The organism is Arthrobacter sp. SIMBA_036 (genome assembly GCF_046535135.1).
Lineage (GTDB): Bacteria > Actinomycetota > Actinomycetes > Actinomycetales > Micrococcaceae > Arthrobacter.
Genome location: NZ_JAWRXG010000003.1, coordinates 41,532 through 60,708 on the forward strand (window position 1 = coordinate 41,532; position 19,177 = coordinate 60,708).

The following is a 19,177-nucleotide window of genomic DNA, read 5'->3' on the forward strand; positions in this document are numbered from 1 at the left end:
AAGGTCTCAGGGCTGCCACTAAGGCAAAGACGACGGTACGGGGTCATGCACCGGCTGGAAGCCCGCCTGCCCGAGCCTGGGACAAGAGGGCCATGGCGGTCCAGCGCATGGAGGCGAGGGCATCGTCTCGGCTAAGGCCACCAACATCGGTTAGCCAGACGAGGGATTCGATACCAATCGCACTTCGGATCGCCAAGACGAGTTGATGAATCTCCTTTTCGGTCATTTCGCCCTTGAGCGGCGCAAGGGCCTCGGAGATCCATGCAATGGCACGTCCCTGGCGGAGAGGAAGGTCAGGTCGCGCACCGTTCGTCGGCTCGAGCGAAAGTCGCAGCATGGTGCGCTGCTGGGATTCGGTTTCGACAATCATTCTGGTGAATTCGACCACCACGGCGTCCAAACGTTCCGCAGCTCCGGGAGGGGGAGAGGGCGGCAGCAAGGATGTCCTCGCGGTTTCGGGATGGGCCGCAGCCAACAACTCCCGTTGTCCCGGGAAATAGCGGTAGGCCGTGCTCCGCGCGATCCCGGCCTCCTGCGCCGTGTCCTCCACAGTGGGCGTAATTCCTGCAGTCACCAGGGAACGCGCCGCGGCAACCAGCGCATCCATTGTGCGCCGCTTCTGGCTTGTCCGGCCGTTATCGGCGTAGGGTCTTGACACGTTCTTCATGATACACGAGTCTTGTTATGGGACAGACGTCTCACCAATCTTCCACTTAGGCATTGAGGCAAGAGCCATGGAGACGAATAAGACTGCAGCAGCAATCGTCCGCCAGCCGGGGGAAGGGGTTGAGCGCTGGTTCTTCGGTGGAGGGATCCACGTGGAAGCTCAGGGGGGAAGACACTGCGGGTGCGTTCCTCCTCTTCGAAGACGAGATGTCCTTGGGCAAGGTCACGCCCATGCATACCCATCCGGACGCCGACGAAACCCTATATGTCCTGGCCGGGGAGATCCTGATCAACATGGATGGAATCGAACACAACATTGCGGCAGGTGGGCTGGCCGTCGCACCGCGGGGTGTGCCCCACGCATTCAAAGTTCTCCGGGACAAGACCCGCATACTGTGCTTCCACACCCCCGGCAGCAGCCAGGCGTTCTACGACGGCGCCAGCGAACCCCTTGGCCCCGACATTGAGGCCCACCTGGTGGATTTTGACCGCATCCGCGAATCAGGTCGAGCAAATGGCGGCATCGAGATTGTTGGCCCTCCCCCTTTTCCGCAACCACGGGGCTGACACTGCGGCCAATGCTCTTGATTCGCTCGCGGGCTCGAAGTTCCCCCTTAGTCCGGAGGTGGCCGCAGCTCCCGGTGCGGTGTCAACCGACAGGCAGAGGCCTCGGACTTGCGCCCGCCGCCAATCGTCGACGGCGGACCAACCTTGCGCTGCCCGCCCGCCGGCCATCCCACCGGCCCCCGCGGCTCTGACGATGTCAGCTATTTGCAGCGCCATCAGCTAGTGTCTACGATTCAGCTGCCCAATTTCCGTCCAGCTTCTGAAGAATCCTGGATATGTCCTTTGGAAGGAAGTCACCGAGGCTTTTGGACCGACCCGAATCGCTCATGCCCAATGTGACGCGTATGTCCGCCAAGATGCCGCGCAGGGAGGTGAAGGCCAAATCGAGTGCTGAGGGCGCCTCAGCGGCCATGGTGGTGCCGGCAGGGACTACCGTGATGCATTCGCCTAGGCGGATTAGGGAAAGCATGGTGCGGTAGCCATCAACGACGTGGAACCGAGTCAACCCGTAGGTATCTATCAGCGAGGTTGTGATGGCGGCATGGTGTGTCAGAACAGGGTTATCGAATAGGACGAAACGGTAACCGGAGAGCAGGGACCTGAGCGCATCCTGGCTGCGCTCAGGAAGCACTGATCTTTTGGGATGGATAAGGACCATTTCCTCAACCCCCACTGCCGCTGTTTGGAATGGGTACTCGGAGTTGGGTGAATAGAAGAGAGCCGCGTCCACCTGGTTGAGTTCGAGGAGATCGATCAGCGTGGTCGCCGATCGGGTGATTACTTGAAGATCGTCGATTTCATAGTGGCCCAGGCCGGCCTCCACGACGGAGCGCACTGAGGGCTCGGCCATCCAGTTGTCCACGCCGAGCAGGACTTTCCGTCGATGCCCCACAACCTCGGTGAAGCTTCGAAGCTTGGGTGCGTGCTTCCGTCCAAGCACTTCTGAGGCATTGGATAGATCGCGCACCAGCTGCGCTGCGTAGGGAAGGAAATAGGAGCCTTCCTTGGTGAGGGAAACTCCTGTCCAGTCACGCTCGAAGAGGGGGAATCCAAGGCTCTCTTCAAGCCGTTTCAGGCGTTGGCTCATGGCAGGTTGTGTCACGTAGAGGCTTGCTGCGGCCTTGGATATGCTCTTGTGCTTGGCTACGGCCAGAAAGGAACGCATTGTCTCTACGTCCATGGTGGTGCTCTCCTCGTTGCGCAGAACGCTGCCGGGACGGTGATCAGCATCGTGTCTCGGCAGCGGCCTGCATGGTCAAAACGATCTAGCTTTCCAGTGCTGATTCCAAACCAGGGACTTGCTCGCCGCCAGCCTGCTTGAGCTTGTTAGGAGCAGTTTCTCGCAGGAACGCAGCTGCCACAACACAGAGCAGCAATCCGGCTAATGCCAAATACAGGGGATATGCAATGCCGTAGTTTTGTGCCAGGAATCCGGCAAGCGAGGGAGCGACGCCGCCACCGAAAATTTCAGCCACGCCTATTACTGTTCCTGCGGCCGCTGCCAGGCTGCCGGCGGGGACGGATTCAACTGTGATGGTGCCCGCGAGCAAGGCAAGGCAGCCATTGGCTCCGAAGGCTATGAAAAAAAGCAGTAGGAACAGAACCGGCATGAAGGGGCCTTGGAAAATGAACACCAGCAGAAGCGCCGCGGCAAGGAGCAACGCTGCGATAACTACAGGTTTGCGGCCGAACCGGTCCGACAGTGCCGGTATGGCCAGCTGCCCGGCGAAGGCACCTAAGCCGATGCCGGAAGTAATGATTCCCATTGACGTCATTTCGATGCCGCGGAAGTCGGTCAAATAGCTTGGGACCATGGCGCTGAGCACGAAAATGCATGTCATGGCACCGCACAATGCCAGCATGGCCAAGCGAACGTTGCGGTACCGGAAAACGTCCACCCACCGTGCCTTTTCGGCGGACGTTGTTGCGACGGCGGACTCAAATGTCGGCAGATCCCGCGGTTCGCGAATTGTTTTGAAGATGAAGTACGCGAGAACCAGGCCGGGGATGAGCATGATGCCGAAAACCCAGTGCCAACTGGGTACTACTTGCAGCAGTTGCGTCGCGATGATGGGGCCGAGGCCGATTCCGAAGAGAGCGAAGGTGCTCTGCTGAATGCCCATGTTCAGGCCTCGCCTCTTGGGACGCGAGGACTCCGCCGTCGCGGCTACAGCAGTAGGACCGAAGGCGCCTTCTGTGATTCCCATAATCACACGAACCAGGATCAGGCTAAACAAACCGCTCGCCAAGCCTGTCAGCAACGAGCATAGTGAGAACAGGATTATCGAACCCACGAGTACCTTCTTGCGGCCTAGTTTGTCGGACAGGCCTCCGATGATTAGAGCCGAGACCCCCCACGCCAGACCCAGCGCACCAATGATGTTTCCGAGGTCCTGGTAGTTCAGTCCCATGTCCTTCATCATGGAAGGAAACAAGGGGCTGATGATCCAACGGTCCAGTCCCACCAGACCAAAGCCCAGGGACAGCAAAAGGACCGTGCGGCGTTCGTGGCCGATGTCGTATTGTTCAGTTTTCATGCTGCCGGGTCCTTCTGGAGAGGCTGGATTTCATGAGTCAGTTGCTTAGTGGTGAGTACACGGCCAAAGAATGATGCAACGTTCGCCTCTGTGGCTGATTGGCCGGCGTCGGAGAGGGCCCCGGTGGCATCGCTGACGAAGGCGACCTTGTAGTCGCGCATGTATGCGCTTCGTGCCGTCGACTCGCAGCAGACTTCGGTTAGCGTTCCGATGATGAGGACGGTATCTACCTGGTGTAGTCCTCGGATCGTCTTGAGGATGGTGTCAAGAGGGGTGTTGTGGAAAGCGTCGTAGCGGTGTTTCTGTAGCACGACGTCGTTTTGCTCAGGCTTGAGATCATCTACGATCTTTGCTCCTATGCTTCCCTTCCGCATGCCTGCATCGAGAAGGCTCGGGTTGTAAGCAGTCTCCAGGGGCGAGACGTTGAAGGCGTCCAGCAAAATATGTTCGGTGTAAATCACAGGAATACCGGAATTCCGGCAGACCCGGGTCACTTCCTGCATTTGAGGCAGCTTTTGCCGTGCCATGGGCACTTCCATCGGATACCCATCAAGTACAAAATCGTTTTGCATATCAATGATGAAAGTTTTTATATCCGTGCATCTGAGAACCCCCGTCCGCAGGCCGCGGGGGAGGGGGCCGGCACTAATGCCTGAGGCGACCCGGGCCAATGGCTGCTCAGCTGTACGGTTCTGACCACGACCTCCCATGACACCCCGCGCCGCATCCACGACCGATCACCGGTCATCATCCCGCCGGAAATTTTCGCCGACTGGCTGAACCCTGGCACGACTAACAAAGCCGACGTTCAGATGCTGCTCGACAGCGTTCCGGAACCCATCCAGACCCCTCGGATCGTCACCGACCGGGTCAACAGCGTGCGGAACAACGGCCCTGAACTCGTAGAGTCGGCGGAGCATGAACAAGGAGACCTGTCGGTTTTCGTCGGCTTAGTGGGCGGACTTGATGCCAGCCAGCAGGGCTGTCGCGTCGGGGCTGCCGAGGCCTGTGCAGGGGTCCCAGCCGGCCGAGGCCTTGTACGTGCCGTTGTTTCCGGTGGTGATGTCGTGGAATCCTGACCGCAGGCCGTAGAGGAGCGGCTGGAGTTGGCCGAACCGGCGGTTTGTTGACTGGGCGAATAAGGCGATGAGTGCGGCCCAGAGCGGCGCCACGGCGCTGGTGCCGCCGATGACCATGTCTTTGCCGTCAACCCTGACTTTGTACCCGGTCTGCGGATCGGCGACACCGCTGACGTCCGGGACACCGCGGCCGTTGTTTCCGGGGGCGGGGGAAGTCCGGACCTTCTGCCAGGCCGGGGCGGGGAAGGCGTCGCTGTAACCGCCGCCCGTGGCTGAGTGCGGGCCGTCGTTCCAGACGGTTTCGGTTCTGATCGTTCCGGCGGCTGGGTCGGCATCGAGGCGGGTGCCTCCGCAGGCCAGCGCGTGTGGGCTGGACGCCGGAAAGTCAGCGTGGTCTTTGCCGTCCGTTGCCCCGTCGGCGCTGCCGTTGTCACCGGCCGCTGCAGTGACGGTCACGCCGAGCGCGTTAGCGTCGGCGAGGGCCTGGTCGAACGCCGTCCGGGCCTGGGCGGTCCAAGCGTCTTCGTTCTGTCCCCAGCTGATGCTGATGGCGGCTGGCGCCGGGGTCGCGTGGGAGGCGTTGATGATCGCGTCAAGGAACCCGGCGTCGGTGTTCGGTGCGAAGTAGACGAGGATGTCCGCTTTCGGTGCCAGTGCGCCGACCACTTCGATGTCGAGCAGAACTTCACCGTCCGCACCGGTCGGGTCCTGGCCGGGATGATTTGCGGCGCCGTCGACGCCGACGGCGGTGACGTGCGGCCCGGTGATCCCGAGACTGCCGAAATAGGCGTCAAGGTCTGCTTGGCCGAAGCCGCCGCCGAGTTCGATGATAGCCACAATCTGGCCGGTTCCGTCCGCCCCGGGCGGGAAGTTGTAGATTCTGGCCAGCTCGGGAGGGGTGTAGCTGATGCCGGTTGCGGACAGCGGGATCGCCTGGAATTGCGCCCGGGCCTGGGGGCGGTCGTCGAGGCCCAGCACGGCGGTGACGATGCCGTCCAGTTCTGCCGGGATCTGCAGGCTTCCGGTCCGGTGCCGGTGAGTGACGTCGTGGCCGTGGGGTCCGCTGCTGGTGACCTCTTCCAGGCTGGTGCCGAAGATCCGGCTTAGCTGGTCCACGGTTCCGGCCAGACGGATGCGCCGGGAGGCGAGGTCCGTTTCGAGGACCTCCGCGCCGAGCCGGGTGAATGTAGTAGTGGCAAGGCTAAGGTCAGCGGCTGAGGCTCCGTGCCGGGCCGCGAGCCCGTCCCGCGAGATCGGCCCGGTGGGGGTTTCGGGGAGTTGTTCCTGGCGGCGCAGGATAACCGTTACTTCAATTCTGCGGGAGGGATCGACGGGCCCGTGCGCGGCCTGGATCCGTGCGGCCGCCGGGCGTTCAGAACCGGCAAGCGGGACACTGCCGGTGTCCTTGGGCGTGGTGTTGTTGATGTGTTCGGACATGAGGTTGCTCCGTTCGTGGGGCCGTTCCTGTTCAGGGCTGAGTCGTTGTCAGGGGAACGTCGTTCGGCGGCGGAAGGGTACCGCCGCCCCGCAGTACCACCGGGGGCACAGGGGAGGACGAAAGCACTGGCGGGGCAGGCAATGGTTTGGGCGCGGGTTCCGGCTGCGGGGGAGCGGGCAGGGTGATGTGTGATCCGTAGTCTGGAGGCGCAGGGTTGTGGGCGTCCGGGTCGATCAGGTCCACGAGGCCTGGGTCGTTATCGACGCGGTCGACGCCGAGTTTGGGCAGGCCGAGCAGCTGCATCACGGTCTTCGGGATGCCAGCGTGGTTCGACCAGCGGCTGTCGATGCCCGGTTTGACCGGTCCGCCGAACATGATCAGAGGGACGCGGGGTCCGTAGGCGAGTTGTACGCCGTCCGGGGTGTGTTCGACGTTCGGGGTGGCGACGTGGTCATCCCAACCGCCCCAGTCATCCCAGGTCAGCAGGAACACTGTCTCGTCCCAGCCGCCGGATCTGACCACGGCGTCCACCGATTCCCAGACCTTGTTCATCCCGATCGTGACGTCGGCGGTGGGGTGTTCGTCTTCGGGGGAGTCGTGCCACAGGTACACCAGCTGGGGCAGTTTCCCGGCGGCGGCGTCGGCGACGAAATGCGAGTTGGGAATCAGGTTTTTGGAGCCGTTGAGCTGCTGGTAGAACCCGGCCGGATAATTGCTGCTGCCGGTGTAGCATGCCCAGCCGACGCCGGCCAGGTCGGCGACCCCGGGAACGGAGGGCATGTCCCACAAGGGCGGAGGCTGCGCCCGGGACGGGTTGCGCAGCGTCGGTGACTGGCCGCCAACGAGCAGCAGATGGTTAGGAGTGGAGTTCGTGCCGAAGCCGCTGCAATGGTTCTCCAGGAACGCTCCGGTCAGGGCCAGGTACGCGTAGAACGGCAAGGTCGTAGCCGTGTCGAACTGGGTGCGGGTCGCCTTGTGCTGCCCGGTAAGCCAGCGGTAGTACGCGTGCCGGTCGTGCGGCTGATCCGCCGATGGCGGGTTGGGCTGCACCGGCCAGTCCGATTCAACGTTGGCCCCGTAGGGAGCCAGCGTCCGGAAGTAGTTGTCCGTGGTGTGGTTTTCCTGGACCATCACCACAACACGCTTGACTCTGTTGTTGTCCGCCATGACATCCCCGTTTTCCCGGCCGGGCCACCCGGTCGCCTAATCGGTTATCACCGAGACTATGCGCAAAGCAGCCCATAAGAGAGCGGTTGTGCCCCCCTTTTCAGAAATGTTCACCCACGCATGAAGGCGGAACAGCAGACTCCGGACCGCGGTGGCCAATCCAGGGACCTCCGAAGCGCCGAGGCCCGTGTCGCTTGCGGTTCGCCGGAAACCGGCCAACTTTTCAGTCAGACAGAACTCCCGCATGGTCCGCCCGGCCGTCGTAATCCGCCGGCCGGAATGGTGCACTCATCACCGGTCAAGGGACCTGCGCTGGCCCGCGGCAACCCCGCGTTCAGAGTCGTGCGCGCAGCTCAGCGCGGCCTTGAGGTCCAACTGCAGCGCGTAGACGTCCGCCGTCATGAGGAACCCCCCGTTCGAAACAGTTACCGATAACCAGCCTCATATAAAACTGTGCACTCGCTGTTGTTTACAACTCGTCCTGACGGCACATAAGTCACACACTAGGGCGGCAGGCTGTTCGGGCTGGGTGTCGTATGGGCACCATGAGTTTATGGCCATGAATCTCCGGTCGACTTATGAAGTTGGCTGCCGAGGAACAAACGGCAAAGTCTCCGCTTTTGGTGCAGAGGGCTGAGTTTGGTTTTTCAGCGCGACGCGCGCCGGCGTGAGATCACTGAAGGCATTGCATTTGTGATCAGTCATGACGCCGAGCTGCTGAAGCGCCGGTATCTGAGATTTGACTGGCTTCATCTGGATGCCCCGCCCGATGCCTGTTTCCCCTGAGGTACTCGTCCAGCTGCATTTGAGTTAGCACGGTCCGGGCGTGCCGGGAGGTCAGTGGTAACCCGGATTCACGGCCCTACGCGGGCGACGATGCTGCGCCTTTAGCTTGTGGGTGAGGCTTGTTGCGCCATCGACGCAATGAGGCGGTGGCTGAATTCTTGGGCCAGTTGGAGGTGCTCGGGTTTCATGGCACAGGATCTCAGGACTGTGGTGTAGTCACTATCAACCACGATCCAAGGATGGTTCCGCGCAAGCCACTTGCTGTCGACCCGATACAGTGCCAGGTGCCAGCCGTCCTGCGCCATGGCCGCGAACGTATCTTGTGTTGCCTCAGATATTTGCACGGTTGTAGGACGTCGAGGGAAGGCGCAAACGATGTCGAGTTCGGGTTCGACGACGAGCTCGGCACCGTCGGCGGCTCTGATGATGTCAGCTATTTGCAGCGCGGCCTTTCGGCCGTCGGCGATAATCGATCCCATTCCCTCGCGTGTCAATCCCAGTGCTTCAACCGTGGTCCAAAATGCTGCGGCGGACGCTCCCGCTCGGGAGCACTCCAGGCTGATCTCACCAAGATGAAGGTCAGAAGAAGTGAAGTAGGTGTAGGGGGAATTGTGCGAGTAGAGCTTGCCGACAGATGGGTCAGCGAAGAGCACAGATCCGCATCCGTAGGGTTGAAGTCCGTGTTTATGTGGATCTACGACGATTGAATCTGCTCGGCGTATGGCCAGGAAGGGGGCAGGATCAACCAGCGGTTGGGGACCAGTTGCCAGGAGGGTGTGGAATCCTCCGTAGGCCGCATCGATATGCAGCCTGGCTCCGAATTCGGCTGCCAGGTCCGCGGCTTCATGGACCTGGTCCAGTGCACCAAGACCGGTCGTGCCCAAAGTGACGACAACGGTCCCGACCCCGCCTTGCGCCAGCCTAACCCTTAAATCCGCCATTGAAAGACGGCCGAGGTCGTCTTCCGGAATGGTTTCATGCGGGGTTCCGAGCAACCGGCACATGCGCTCGTGCGTGTAGTGGGCGTTCGTTCCCGACAGTATGACCTTGCCTGGATGCAACTCCCTGGCAACCCAGAGCGCCTCAAGATTTGCGATGGTGCCGGAGGATGTCAGATGGCCCAGATGTTCTTGATAACCGAACATTGCCGCGAGTTTGGCCACGACTTCCTTTTCCAGGACCGCGGTGGCCGGGCCTCCGTCCATGGCGTGGTTGTTCGGATTGATCAGTGCTGTAATGGCCTGCGCAACCCAAGCCACAGGGTGCGGGGGCTTAAGGAGCTGGCCGATGTACTTTGCATCCCCGTAGGGATACATGTTGGCCAGCCGTTCAACCAGGGAGGAAAGAGCAGCTGAACCTGATGAGTCAATTTCTGGACCACCGGCCCACAGCGTGGAATACGCCTCCAAGTCTTTGGCGCGCTGCCTTAGCTCGGCGATCACGGTGTCGTCCAACCGAACGTCTTGAGCCCTCATGAGTATCTCCTATAGTTTTTGGCTGGTGCGGGGAGCCGGATGGTGCAGCAACAGCTTGCGCAGCAATTGGGCCAGGATCGACGCTTCGGTTTCGGTGAGCCCCGCAGCCCAGGCTTGCTCGCGCTGGTTGTTAATCTGGAAGAGATCGGCCAGCATTTGCTCGCCTTCGTCCGAAAGCTGCACCACGGTTTTGCGCTTGTCCGCTGGATCCGGTTCCCGGATAACGAGCCCACTCTTCTGCAATGTGTTGAGCAAGCTGGCTATGGAAGCCGTGGAAACGCTGGACAACCGGGCCAGCTCGTTGGGGTTGACCTGTCCCACCGACTTGATGGTGAACAAGAGCCGGTACCCGGCGAAGCTGATGCCCATGGGGCGGTGCACCGAGACTTCCATGTCCGTGGTCATCCTGTTTGCGGCTCGGATGAGGTTGAAACACAACCCCATGGCGGGCGGATTGACGTCCGGGTACAGCTCAATGGCAGCAGCACGGGCCAGTGATTCGTATTCAGAAGACCCGATGCGCTTCGCCTTCTGGACATTGGCAGTCATCCGGAAGGGTTCATCAGCGCTTGCAGGGTCCTCTGCGTCTTCAGCGATCACAGTAACTCCCATAGCTATCGGAAGGCAGCCAGTACATTTGCTAGAACTCTAGCGGTAATTCACTAACTGCGCCACCTAGAACCTAAGTTAGATGGGGAGGTTTACCCACCGGCTGGCCCAATAGCGGGAGAAGGTAGCCGTCGAAATGGTTGCCAAACTACGGCCGCGTTGGGTGGGGCCGTGATAGTACGCCCTTATGGAGTGAAGGCACTCCGGACGCGGCGCCTTCATAGAGCTAGGTGCCAAGGTAGCTTCCAGAGCTCGAGAAATAAGCTAGATCTCTAGTTCGTGAATTGATTACCAGGGAAAGATGAGAGACACGATGACTTGGGACGCTCTAGCCCCAGCTTGAGCCGGAACCATCGACCGTATCCCGGGGTGTGAAGTAGCGAAATCATCCGATTGCGTGGGAACGGGGTGTGGGTACTTCGAGTGCAGATTTCAATTCGTCCAGTGTCGGCGGGTTCGCTCCGGCTCGTTGAACGGTAATGGCGGCCGCTGCGGCTGCGGTGCGTCCGAGCTGCTCCATGACGGCGGGGGCGAATCCTTTGGTGCCGCGCGTGAGGAGGCCCAGGATCAGTGCGGCCATGTAGGAGTCTCCGGCGCCTATGGTGTCCGCGACTGTGGCTTTGAAGGCGGGGATGGTGATGGTTGCGGCGGCGGAGGTGAATTGGGAGCCTTCGGCCCCCTTGGTTATTACTGTCAGCCCGGTGCCGAGTCGGAGGATGTGGTCCGCGGTTTCCACCAGTGTTTTCCCGGGGTAGAGCCAGTGGGCGTCTTCGTCGCTGAGTTTGACGACGTCGGTCAGGGAAACGAGTTCTTCGAAGGTTGCTTTCGCTTCGGCGTGGCTGCCGAGCAGGGATGGCCTGATGTTCGGGTCGTAGGTGATGGTGCACTGCGTATGGGCTTGTTTTATCAGGCTTTTGACAGTGTTGGCGCCGGGGTTCAGGAAGGTGGCTATGGAACCGGTGTGGAGAATTTTCGGGAAATAGGCCGGCGTTGCCCGTGGCAGGTCCCAGTGGATGTCGAAGTCGTACGTGGCGGACCCGTCGGGGCCCAGGGCTGCTGTGGCTGTTGCCGTGCGGGTGAGCGATTTTGATCCGGGCAGGAGAGCCACTCCTGCCCGGCGGAGGTGGTTCTCTATTGAGATTCCCCGCGCATCGGGCGCGATGGCCGTGAGCAGTCCCGTGGTGACGCCCAGTAGCCCGAGGCCGTAGGCGACGTTAGCAGGCGATCCACCGGGATGCTCTTCCCGGCTGTTTGGGGTGGTGACCACATCAATGAGGGCTTCTCCGACAACGACGACGTCCGGGGGCTGTTGGGCGTCATGCCCACCTGCTTTGAGGTTTTCCATGTTTGTCTCTTCGGGCAGTGCTGGTCGGGGAGGGGTCAGGTCATTCTGCCGCCAGGGGCGGCGGCAGAATGACCTGAAGGAAAGGTCTCGGATGGGACTAGGGCGTCGCGTTCATCTCGTTGATCGTGAGGTCGCCGAAAGTCGCCGTTCCTTCGTCTGCGTAAAGACGGATTCCGTCGTCCCCTTCAAGGGGGAACACCCGGTGTGAGTGCACCACGCGTCCGTCTCCTACGAACATTTCGACGCTTGTCCGGTCCACGAGGATACGAACAGCGAGGCGCCCTGCCGAGGGGTCGATGGGAGTCTGGCTTTCCCCACCGGTGGGGTTAACTGTGGGCCGCCGGTTGAGGTACGCGAAGGGGCCGCGGAGGAATGCGCCAGCGGCGACGTGCCGGCCTCCGCCCCCTGCACGACAGATCTCGAGACCGATATTGGCTGGCGGGCTGGCCGGGTCCCATACCAGCTCACAGGTCAGATCATAGGCCAGTGAACTGAAATCGAGGTCATGCGTGCCTGTTACCTTGACGTCTCCAAGGCGCTGGGTGCGCTTGACGTGGTTGCTCAGGCCGGCGGTAGGGGTTGAGGCGAGGTGGTAGCTTCCGCTCCCTTTCTTGAGGCGGATGTCGCGCACGATCATGTCATCGCCGTTGTACGCATCGGTTGCCAGGGTGGGAGTGTTGTGTGGGTAGTCCCAGAAGTTCGCCCATCCAAGGGCCCTGCGCAGGGTGGGGTCCTCCTCACGGGACGAGTCGTGATGCGCGTAGGTCACTGCTCCGTAGAAGTCGTAGCCGTAGTCCAGCCATTCCGGTTCGGAATGGTCGGGCGTAAAAGTGGTGCCGTTGAAAGCGCCTGTCCAGTATGCGTAGGTTGCCGGGAGGCCGCGGCCTTTGCCGTTGGCGCTGGTGCCGATAATCCAGTGGGAAGTACCGTCGTCGGCGGTCATCCGGAAAAGATCCGGGCACTCAAGCACCCCTAAATCGGTGCGGATGAATTCGCCGACCCGCGTCCAGGAGCACAGGTTGGAAGATGTGTAGAAGCCGAGTTTTTGCCCTTCGGCGTTGACCAAGAACCAGTGCCCCCGCTCGGCGTCCCAGATTACTTTCGGGTCGCGGAAGTCCTGGACGCCTGGGTTTGGTAGCACCGGGGCGGTGCCACCGGATTGGAATGAGCGCCCGCGGTCCGTAGAGTACCAGAGGTATTGGGCCTGGCGGCCCTGGGGTGCCTGCGTTACTAGGGCTATGACAGCGTTCTCACCGTATCCGGCGGTGTTTCGTTCGTCGATGACCAGGCATCCTGACCAGCAGTCGCCGTTCTCGTTGCTGAACTTTGGGATCGCGACGCCGTGGTCGCGGAAGGAAACGTGGTCGGTGGTGGTCGCACGGCGCCACGATGTGCCTCCGCCGCCCTGAAGGTAATCGGCGTTGTAGAGGTAGTAGTAGTGGTATTCGCCGTCTATGTAGATGGGCCGCTGGGGGTCATTCTTCCAGTTGTCCGGGACGCTGAAATGATAGCTCGGGCGTATACGGGTTGGTCCTTTTGAGGGCGGCTTAACCGGTGCAGTGTCGGGCGTGCTTGGGGGCGCTGCTGCCGCTGACTGGGCGAATGACGTTGAAAGTGCGAGCGATCCGGTGACGGCAACGGCTCCACTTCCGGTCAGGAGGGCACGCCGGGAGACGGCGGGGGAGTCTTCCATCGGTTACCTTTCGGTGGGCAGCTTCAGCGCTGCTGCGGGTGCATGTTGTTGTTCTTGAAACAGGAATGTCACTCTGCAGGTTTCTGTTTCGGGAGCGGCTCTGTGGCCAGTGCGTGGCCGCCGGCGCCGACGCCGGGTCGGTAGAGATGGCAGCGGACCCAGTGGCGGTTGAGGGGGTCGCCCACCTGGTGCCGGACGGGTTCCTCGGATGAGCACCGCTGATCGGGGTCGTTCTCGAAGGCGCAGGTAGTGGAAGCAATGACGGCTTGCCTGAGCACGGCGCGGTGAACGGGGTCGTATGACCCGGCCCGGGCTGGGTCCGGAACGGCTGAGACCAGCAATTGTGTGTAGGGGTGGGCTGGGTTGGCCAGCAGGTCCAGTGATTCGCCTTCTTCCACGATTTCGCCGGCGAACATGACGACCGTTCGGTCCGCGAGGTATCGGGCCGAGGCCAGGTCGTGGGTGATGTAGAGCATGGAGATGCCCTTCTCATCGCGCAGTTTCCGCATCAGGTTCAGTACTCCGATGCGGACCGATACGTCCAACATGGACGTCGGTTCGTCGGCGAGGATGACTTCTGGTTCGACGGCGAGGGCACGTGCGATCGCGACACGTTGACGCTGGCCGCCCGAAAGCTCGTGCGGGTAGGAGTTGAGCATGTCGGCTTGAAGCCCGACGGTAGTCATGAGCTCTTCAAGACGGTGTCTGGTCTGCGCTTCGGAGCCCCGTTTGCCTGTGCCGTTTTTGCCGTGGATCACGAGGGACCGTCGGAGGAAGTGCTCGATCCGGTGTGCGGGGTTAAGGGAACCGAAGGGGTCTTGGAAGACCATCTGCAGTTGGGATCGGAACGTGCGTGAGGCTTGGAAGCGGTCGCGTTTGAGGACGTCGACGCCGTCGAGCAGGATGGCGCCTTCGCTCGGCTTCTCAAGCCGGGCTACGCACCGGGCCAGGGTGCTCTTGCCCGAACCGGACTCTCCGACCAGTGCCACGATTTCTCCGCGGCCGATGGTCAGGTCGACGCGGTGCAGCGCCCGCACTTTCTGGCTTGAGAACAGGCCGCCGATGTGGAACGACTTACCCAGGCCGCGCAGCTCAAGGGAGGGGGTTTGGCTCGACACGTTTGGCCTTGTCGCGGAGTGTACGGCGTGGCTCATTGTGCTGCTCCTTCAAAAACGGCGGCTTCCGCGCCGGCATTAAACGGTGCCACGAAGTGGTCCGGGGCTACTTCCTCGAGGTCGGGGATGTTCTGGAACTTCACGCCTTCGGGCAGGCCCTTGAGCGGAATCCGGGGGCCGGTGAGCGGCGGGAACGCGCCCATCAGTGCTTGGGTGTAGGGGTGGCGGGGATCGGCGTAGACGTCCTGGGCTTTCGCGGTCTCCACGATCCGGCCTCCGTACATCACGGCCATGCGGTGGGAGAGTTCCACCATGAGGGACATGTCATGGGTGATGAAGAGGACGGAGAATCCCAGTTCGCGTTGGAGTTCCTTGATTTGGGCCATGATTTCCTGCTGCACCACGACGTCCAGCGCGGTGGTCGGTTCGTCGAGAATCAAGAGTGATGGCTTGAGCGCTACGGCCATGGCGATTACGGCGCGCTGTCGCATGCCTCCTGAGAGCTGGTGTGGGTAGGACTTGAGGCGTGCGGGGTCGATCCTTACCAATTCCAGCAACTCGCCGGCACGCCGCATCGATTCCTTGCGCGAGTAGCCCGCATGCGTGGTAAAAATATCCACAATTTGCTCGCCGATGGTCAGCACCGGGTTGAGCGAGTTCATGGCCGACTGGAACACCATGGCAACGTCCTGCCAGCGGAAGCGCCGCAGCTCGTCCGGGCTCATCGCCAGGACATCCCTGCCGCCGAAGGAGATGCTGCCGCCAGCGATCTTCGCCGGATCCTTGAGAAGGCGCATGATCGAGTTGGCGATGGTGGACTTCCCACAGCCTGACTCGCCCGCCAGTCCGAACACCTCACCGGTGCCGATGCTGAAGGAAACACGGTCGACGGCGGTGGTCGAGCGCGTGTCGCCGATGTACTTGACAGTGAGGTTCTTGACGTCGAGGACGGGCTCATGGGAGCCGAAGGAAACTTGGGAGACTGTCACTTGGCGGCGCTCCTTTCGGTATTTTTTGGGGTTTTGATCTTCCGTAGCCGCGGATTGGTGACTTCGTCCACGGCATAGTTGATCAGGGCCAACGCGAACGCGACCAACGCGATGCACGCACCCGAGGGAACAAAGACCCACCAGCTGCCGGTCAGCAGGGCACCCTCGTTACCCGCCCAGAAGAGGTTGTTGCCCCAGGAAACAGTGCTCACGTCGCCCAAGCCCAGGAACTCCAGGCCGGCCTGGGCGCCGATGCCGTAAATGACGCAGCCGAGTAGCGTTCCCATGACTATCGATGCCATGTTCGGCAGGATTTCGCGGAACATGATCCGGCCGGCCCGTTCGCCGGACACTACGGCTGCGGCCACAAAGTCCTTTGAGCGGATGGACAGGGCCTGGGACCGCAATACCCGTGCCGAGCCAGCCCAACCGGTGACCACAAGCACCAGGATCACAGTTCCCAAACCTGGCGGCAGGAAAGCTGCCAGGATGACAAGGAGCGGGAGTCCGGGCAGGAGCAGGAAGACATTGGTCACCAGGGATAGTGCTTCGTCAATGAACTTGCCGAAGTACGCCGACGCCAAGCCCACCAAGACGCCGATGAAGGTGGATGCGAAGCCCACAGTCAACCCGACGAACAGTGAACTGCGGGAGCCATGCACTGTCAAGGCAAGTACGTCCTGACCTTTGGCCGTGGTGCCGAGCCAGTGCTCCGGAGACGGTTCGAGCGAGGCCATCGCGGTGATCCGCGACGGGTCACCGGGGAACAGTACGGGGGCCACCAAGGCAAGGACGATGAACACGAGCATCACAATCATGCCCACCAGGGCCTTCTTGTTGGTGATTAGTCCATGGACGAAACTGCGGTTGGGCCTGCGGGCAGCTGTGGGCTCAGTGGGCTGCTTGAGAATTGCGGTTGTCATGATGGCTCCTCAGTTGCTGCGCACGCGCGGGTCGAGGCGGACGTAGAGGATGTCCACCAGGAAGTTCGCCAGCAGCACGGCGGCGGTGATGGTCAGGAACAGGCCCTGCATAAGCGGGTAGTCGAGGCCTTGGACGGCGTTGAGGAGTTGGTAGCCGACGCCGGGATACGCGAACACCACCTCGGTGAGCATTGCGCCACCCACCACAAAGCCCAACCCCATGCCGAAACTCGTGACCGATGGGAGCATGGCGTTCCTCGCCGCGTAACGGAGCATGATGCGGCCCGGCCGGAGACCCTTGGCCTCAGCCATGGTGATGTAGTCCTCCGAGTTCGTCGCGATCATGGTGTTCCGCATGCCCAGCATCCAGCCACCGATAGACACCAGGACGATCGTCAGCGCCGGGAGTATGAGGTGCGCGCCGACGTCGCCGATGAACTCCGAGGTGAAAGCGGGCTCCAGTCCATCTGTGAACGCGTGGCGGATCGGGAACCAGCCCAGCACGACGCCGAACAGGTACAGGGCTCCCATGGCCAGCCAGAAGTACGGGAAGGATCCAATGAAGACCAGGAGCGGGGGAAGGGCGGAGTCGATCGCGCCGCCGCGTCGCCAGGCGGCCAGGATGCCCAGAAGATTGCCGACGACGGCGGCGCACACCAGGGCGGTTCCACCCAACAACAGGGTCCAGCCGATCTGGCTGGCGATGACCTCGGTGACAGGGGTGGGGAAACGCGAGATGGAGACACCCATCTGGCCGGTCAGGATGTTGTGCATGTAGTCGACGTACTGTTCCCAGAGCGGCCGCGTATCCACGCCGAGCATCTTGCGCAGGGCATCGATCTGTTCGGGCTGCATCTTGCCCTGGGTTCGGGCGAACATGCGTGAGACGGGGTCTCCCGGCATGAAACGCGGGAGTAGGAAGTTCAGGGTGATGGAGGCCCAGAAAGCGATCAGGTAGAAACCCAGGCGGCGCAGAATAAAGCGCACGGTTGCTCCGTTCGGGAAAGGCGGGGTCCTGGAGGAAAGTGGCCCCGGCGGAAAGGGTGAAGACGTTCTCGGCCGGTGGGAACCGGAATGGCAACGGCCGCCACCGGCCGAGAACTGGTGCGGGCTACTTGCGCGGTTCCAGGGTGGTCAGGATCAGGACCGTGGTGGGGGAGCGGTCGGAGAGCGTTGCGTAGGGGTTGTCCTGGGTGGGCCATCCCGTGAAGTGAACGTCCGTGTAGTCGCCCCATTCGGGGCCTGAGAACAGCGGAACCGTCGGGGCCACCGCGTTATATTCTGCTTGAAGCTGGTTTGCGATCTGCTTCTGCGTGGCTTCGTCACCGGCAGCGGCGAACTTCTGCAGGAGATCATCGGCCTTTGGATCGCCGAAACGGTGATAGTTCTCGGTGGCCTTCGCGCCCACCGGCTTGACGGTAGAGGTGCCCATTGTGGAGCTGAAGTACTTGAACGGGCTGGGGTCGTTCGCGCTCCAAACTATTCCGGTGTCGAACGTTCCCTGTTCGTAGCCGGAGACGACGGAGGCCCAGTCAGGGGAGTCCACCTTGGCAGTGACGCCGACGGCCTGGAGGTTCTGGGAGATCACGTTGGCCACAGAGAGCCAATCGGAGGAACTGGCGCCCACGGAGATCTTGAACTCGAAAGGCTTGCCGTCCTTGAGGGTGCGCTTGCCGTCGGCGCCCTTGGGGTAACCTGCGGCGTCGAGCATCTTGTTGGCTTCGTCAACGTTCAGCTTGGTCCAAGTGCAGTTATTCGTCACATCGGTGCTCTTCCAGCTCGCGTAGTTGCCGGACAGGCCTGAGCAGTCGGCCGGAGTGGCGTACCCGCTCATGCCGATCTTGGTGACCTGGTCACGGTCAACCGCCATGCTCAGTGCCTTGCGCACGGTCGCGTCATTGAACGGCGCCTTGGTGGTGTTCAACTGCCAGTTGATCATGGCGCCCGTCGGCGGGAACCAGAAGTGGCGGTGGTCCTTGTCCTTGGCGATGAAGGTCTTCTCGATGTTCGGGATGAACTGGGTGGACCAGTCCACATCTCCGTTGACGCTGGCCAAGTTGGCGGCATCGTTTCCGGACATCGCCAGCATCTTGATGCCGGCGATTTTCTGCTTGTCAGGCTGCCAGTAGTTCGGGTTCTTCTTCAGCACGAAGGACTGGGACTGGAAGCTGTCCACCTGGGTGTAGGGACCGGTTCCCACGGGATTGGCGTTGGTGTCCTTCGCCGGATCGGCTATGGATGACCAGATGTGCTTGGGGAGGATGGGGACTTGGCCGATCTCGTAGAGCGCGGGGGACCAGGGCTTGTTGAACGTGAATGTCACCTTGTCGGAGCCCACCGGAGTGACGGAGTCCAGGTACTCGAAGCCGCCCTTAAGCTTCTTCTGCAGCTGGAAGGTGTATGCCACATCGTCGGCGACGAAAGGCTGCCCGTCGGACCACTTCACGCCCTGGCGCAGGGTGAAGGTGACGGACTTGCCGTCCTTGGCAGCGTCCCAGGAGGCGCCCAGCCAGGGGACGGCGTTGCCTTTGGCCGGGTTGAAGACCAGCAGGGGTTCGTAAATCGCCTGCTGGACCATGGGGTTCACAGTGGGCGCGAAGGGATTGAAGTTACGGTCGAAGGTGCTCATGTCCTCACGCGGGATGGTGAGCAAGGCGTTCGCGTTAGCTCCGGCGTCGGTGCCTGCCGACTTATTGACGGTGGCGGAGCAGCCGGTCAGCAGCATCGCGCCTACTGCCAGTCCGGCCGCTGCTATGCGGGCGGACCTGAGGAACCTGGTTTGTGTCAT

General features: G+C 61.7%; 16 protein-coding genes and 1 pseudogene. 2 read left to right on the forward strand and 15 right to left on the reverse strand.

What is annotated here, in order from left to right; all coding sequences use genetic code 11:
• Nucleotides 1–43: 43 nt before the first annotated feature.
• Nucleotides 44–667 (reverse strand): TetR/AcrR family transcriptional regulator, encoded by a 624-nt coding sequence (locus tag SB659_RS05175; protein WP_410549711.1) that lies wholly within the window; start codon nucleotides 665–667, stop codon nucleotides 44–46.
• A gap of 119 nt (nucleotides 668–786) precedes the next feature.
• On the opposite strand from SB659_RS05175, the gene SB659_RS05180 reads away from it, so the two are divergent.
• Nucleotides 787–1,233, forward strand: a complete 447-nt coding sequence (locus SB659_RS05180; protein WP_410549712.1) for a cupin domain-containing protein — start codon at nucleotides 787–789, stop codon at nucleotides 1,231–1,233.
• Between the two features lie 226 nt (nucleotides 1,234–1,459).
• Here SB659_RS05180 and SB659_RS05185 read toward each other — a convergent pair whose 3' ends face one another.
• From SB659_RS05185 to SB659_RS05195, 3 genes are all read right to left on the reverse strand, one after another.
• Nucleotides 1,460–2,413 (reverse strand): LysR family transcriptional regulator, encoded by a 954-nt coding sequence (locus SB659_RS05185; RefSeq protein ID WP_410549713.1) that lies wholly within the window; start codon nucleotides 2,411–2,413, stop codon nucleotides 1,460–1,462.
• Nucleotides 2,414–2,498: 85 nt separating this feature from the next.
• Entirely contained in the window at nucleotides 2,499–3,770 is a 1,272-nt protein-coding gene (locus SB659_RS05190; protein ID WP_410549714.1) for an MFS transporter, read from the reverse strand.
• Nucleotides 3,767–4,480, reverse strand: coding sequence for an isochorismatase family protein (locus SB659_RS05195; RefSeq protein ID WP_410549860.1), 714 nt, complete (start codon nucleotides 4,478–4,480; stop codon nucleotides 3,767–3,769). Before SB659_RS05195 ends, SB659_RS05190 begins: the two co-directional genes overlap by 4 nt.
• Between SB659_RS05195 and SB659_RS05200 the strand changes: the two are divergent.
• Nucleotides 4,445–4,639, forward strand: a pseudogene (locus SB659_RS05200) (SOS response-associated peptidase family protein); the annotation flags it as partial. The gene SB659_RS05195 and the pseudogene SB659_RS05200 overlap by 36 nt on opposite strands.
• A gap of 81 nt (nucleotides 4,640–4,720) precedes the next feature.
• Here the strand turns inward: SB659_RS05200 and SB659_RS05205 are convergent.
• The 11 genes from SB659_RS05205 to SB659_RS05255 all read right to left on the reverse strand — a co-directional run bounded on the left by SB659_RS05205 (nucleotide 4,721) and on the right by SB659_RS05255 (nucleotide 19,177).
• Entirely contained in the window at nucleotides 4,721–6,286 is a 1,566-nt protein-coding gene (locus SB659_RS05205; RefSeq protein WP_410549715.1) for a S8 family serine peptidase, read from the reverse strand.
• 31 nt (nucleotides 6,287–6,317) lie between these two features.
• Nucleotides 6,318–7,454 carry an alkaline phosphatase family protein gene (locus SB659_RS05210; protein ID WP_410549716.1) on the reverse strand — a complete coding sequence of 379 codons (1,137 nt, stop codon included), beginning with the start codon at nucleotides 7,452–7,454 and terminating at the stop codon, nucleotides 6,318–6,320.
• An 887-nt stretch (nucleotides 7,455–8,341) separates the two neighbouring features.
• Nucleotides 8,342–9,715 carry a pyridoxal phosphate-dependent decarboxylase family protein gene (locus tag SB659_RS05215; RefSeq protein ID WP_410549717.1) on the reverse strand — a complete coding sequence of 458 codons (1,374 nt, stop codon included), beginning with the start codon at nucleotides 9,713–9,715 and terminating at the stop codon, nucleotides 8,342–8,344.
• A gap of 9 nt (nucleotides 9,716–9,724) precedes the next feature.
• Nucleotides 9,725–10,315: a MarR family winged helix-turn-helix transcriptional regulator gene (locus SB659_RS05220; protein ID WP_410549718.1), complete on the reverse strand. Its 591-nt coding sequence runs from the start codon at nucleotides 10,313–10,315 to the stop codon at nucleotides 9,725–9,727.
• A 394-nt stretch (nucleotides 10,316–10,709) separates the two neighbouring features.
• Nucleotides 10,710–11,669, reverse strand: a complete 960-nt coding sequence (locus tag SB659_RS05225) for a PfkB family carbohydrate kinase (RefSeq protein WP_410549719.1) — start codon at nucleotides 11,667–11,669, stop codon at nucleotides 10,710–10,712.
• Between the two features lie 97 nt (nucleotides 11,670–11,766).
• Nucleotides 11,767–13,191, reverse strand: a complete 1,425-nt coding sequence (locus SB659_RS05230; protein WP_410549861.1) for a glycoside hydrolase family 32 protein — start codon at nucleotides 13,189–13,191, stop codon at nucleotides 11,767–11,769.
• 239 nt (nucleotides 13,192–13,430) lie between these two features.
• Nucleotides 13,431–14,516 carry an ATP-binding cassette domain-containing protein gene (locus SB659_RS05235; RefSeq protein ID WP_410549720.1) on the reverse strand — a complete coding sequence of 362 codons (1,086 nt, stop codon included), beginning with the start codon at nucleotides 14,514–14,516 and terminating at the stop codon, nucleotides 13,431–13,433.
• Entirely contained in the window at nucleotides 14,513–15,466 is a 954-nt protein-coding gene (locus tag SB659_RS05240) for an ABC transporter ATP-binding protein (RefSeq protein WP_284980367.1), read from the reverse strand. Before SB659_RS05240 ends, SB659_RS05235 begins: the two co-directional genes overlap by 4 nt.
• Entirely contained in the window at nucleotides 15,463–16,389 is a 927-nt protein-coding gene (locus SB659_RS05245) for an ABC transporter permease (RefSeq protein ID WP_410549721.1), read from the reverse strand. The genes SB659_RS05240 and SB659_RS05245 overlap by 4 nt, the downstream gene beginning before the upstream one ends.
• Nucleotides 16,390–16,398: 9 nt before the next feature.
• Nucleotides 16,399–17,376: an ABC transporter permease gene (locus SB659_RS05250; protein ID WP_410549722.1), complete on the reverse strand. Its 978-nt coding sequence runs from the start codon at nucleotides 17,374–17,376 to the stop codon at nucleotides 16,399–16,401.
• A gap of 124 nt (nucleotides 17,377–17,500) precedes the next feature.
• Nucleotides 17,501–19,177 (reverse strand): ABC transporter substrate-binding protein, encoded by a 1,677-nt coding sequence (locus SB659_RS05255; RefSeq protein ID WP_410549723.1) that lies wholly within the window; start codon nucleotides 19,175–19,177, stop codon nucleotides 17,501–17,503.

Excerpts from the sequence above, each read along its gene's own strand:
- SB659_RS05175 (WP_410549711.1), bottom strand. The coding sequence starts at position 667 with ATGAAGAACGTGTCAAGACCCTACGCCGATAACGGCCGGACAAGCCAG.
- SB659_RS05185 (WP_410549713.1), bottom strand. The coding sequence starts at position 2,413 with ATGGACGTAGAGACAATGCGTTCCTTTCTGGCCGTAGCCAAGCACAAG.
- SB659_RS05190 (WP_410549714.1), bottom strand. The coding sequence starts at position 3,770 with ATGAAAACTGAACAATACGACATCGGCCACGAACGCCGCACGGTCCTT.
- SB659_RS05195 (WP_410549860.1), bottom strand. The coding sequence starts at position 4,480 with ATGGGAGGTCGTGGTCAGAACCGTACAGCTGAGCAGCCATTGGCCCGG.
- SB659_RS05205 (WP_410549715.1), bottom strand. The coding sequence starts at position 6,286 with ATGTCCGAACACATCAACAACACCACGCCCAAGGACACCGGCAGTGTC.
- SB659_RS05210 (WP_410549716.1), bottom strand. The coding sequence starts at position 7,454 with ATGGCGGACAACAACAGAGTCAAGCGTGTTGTGGTGATGGTCCAGGAA.
- SB659_RS05215 (WP_410549717.1), bottom strand. The coding sequence starts at position 9,715 with ATGAGGGCTCAAGACGTTCGGTTGGACGACACCGTGATCGCCGAGCTA.
- SB659_RS05225 (WP_410549719.1), bottom strand. The coding sequence starts at position 11,669 with ATGGAAAACCTCAAAGCAGGTGGGCATGACGCCCAACAGCCCCCGGAC.
- SB659_RS05235 (WP_410549720.1), bottom strand. The coding sequence starts at position 14,516 with ATGAGCCACGCCGTACACTCCGCGACAAGGCCAAACGTGTCGAGCCAA.
- SB659_RS05245 (WP_410549721.1), bottom strand. The coding sequence starts at position 16,389 with ATGACAACCGCAATTCTCAAGCAGCCCACTGAGCCCACAGCTGCCCGC.
- SB659_RS05255 (WP_410549723.1), bottom strand. The coding sequence starts at position 19,177 with ATGACACAAACCAGGTTCCTCAGGTCCGCCCGCATAGCAGCGGCCGGA.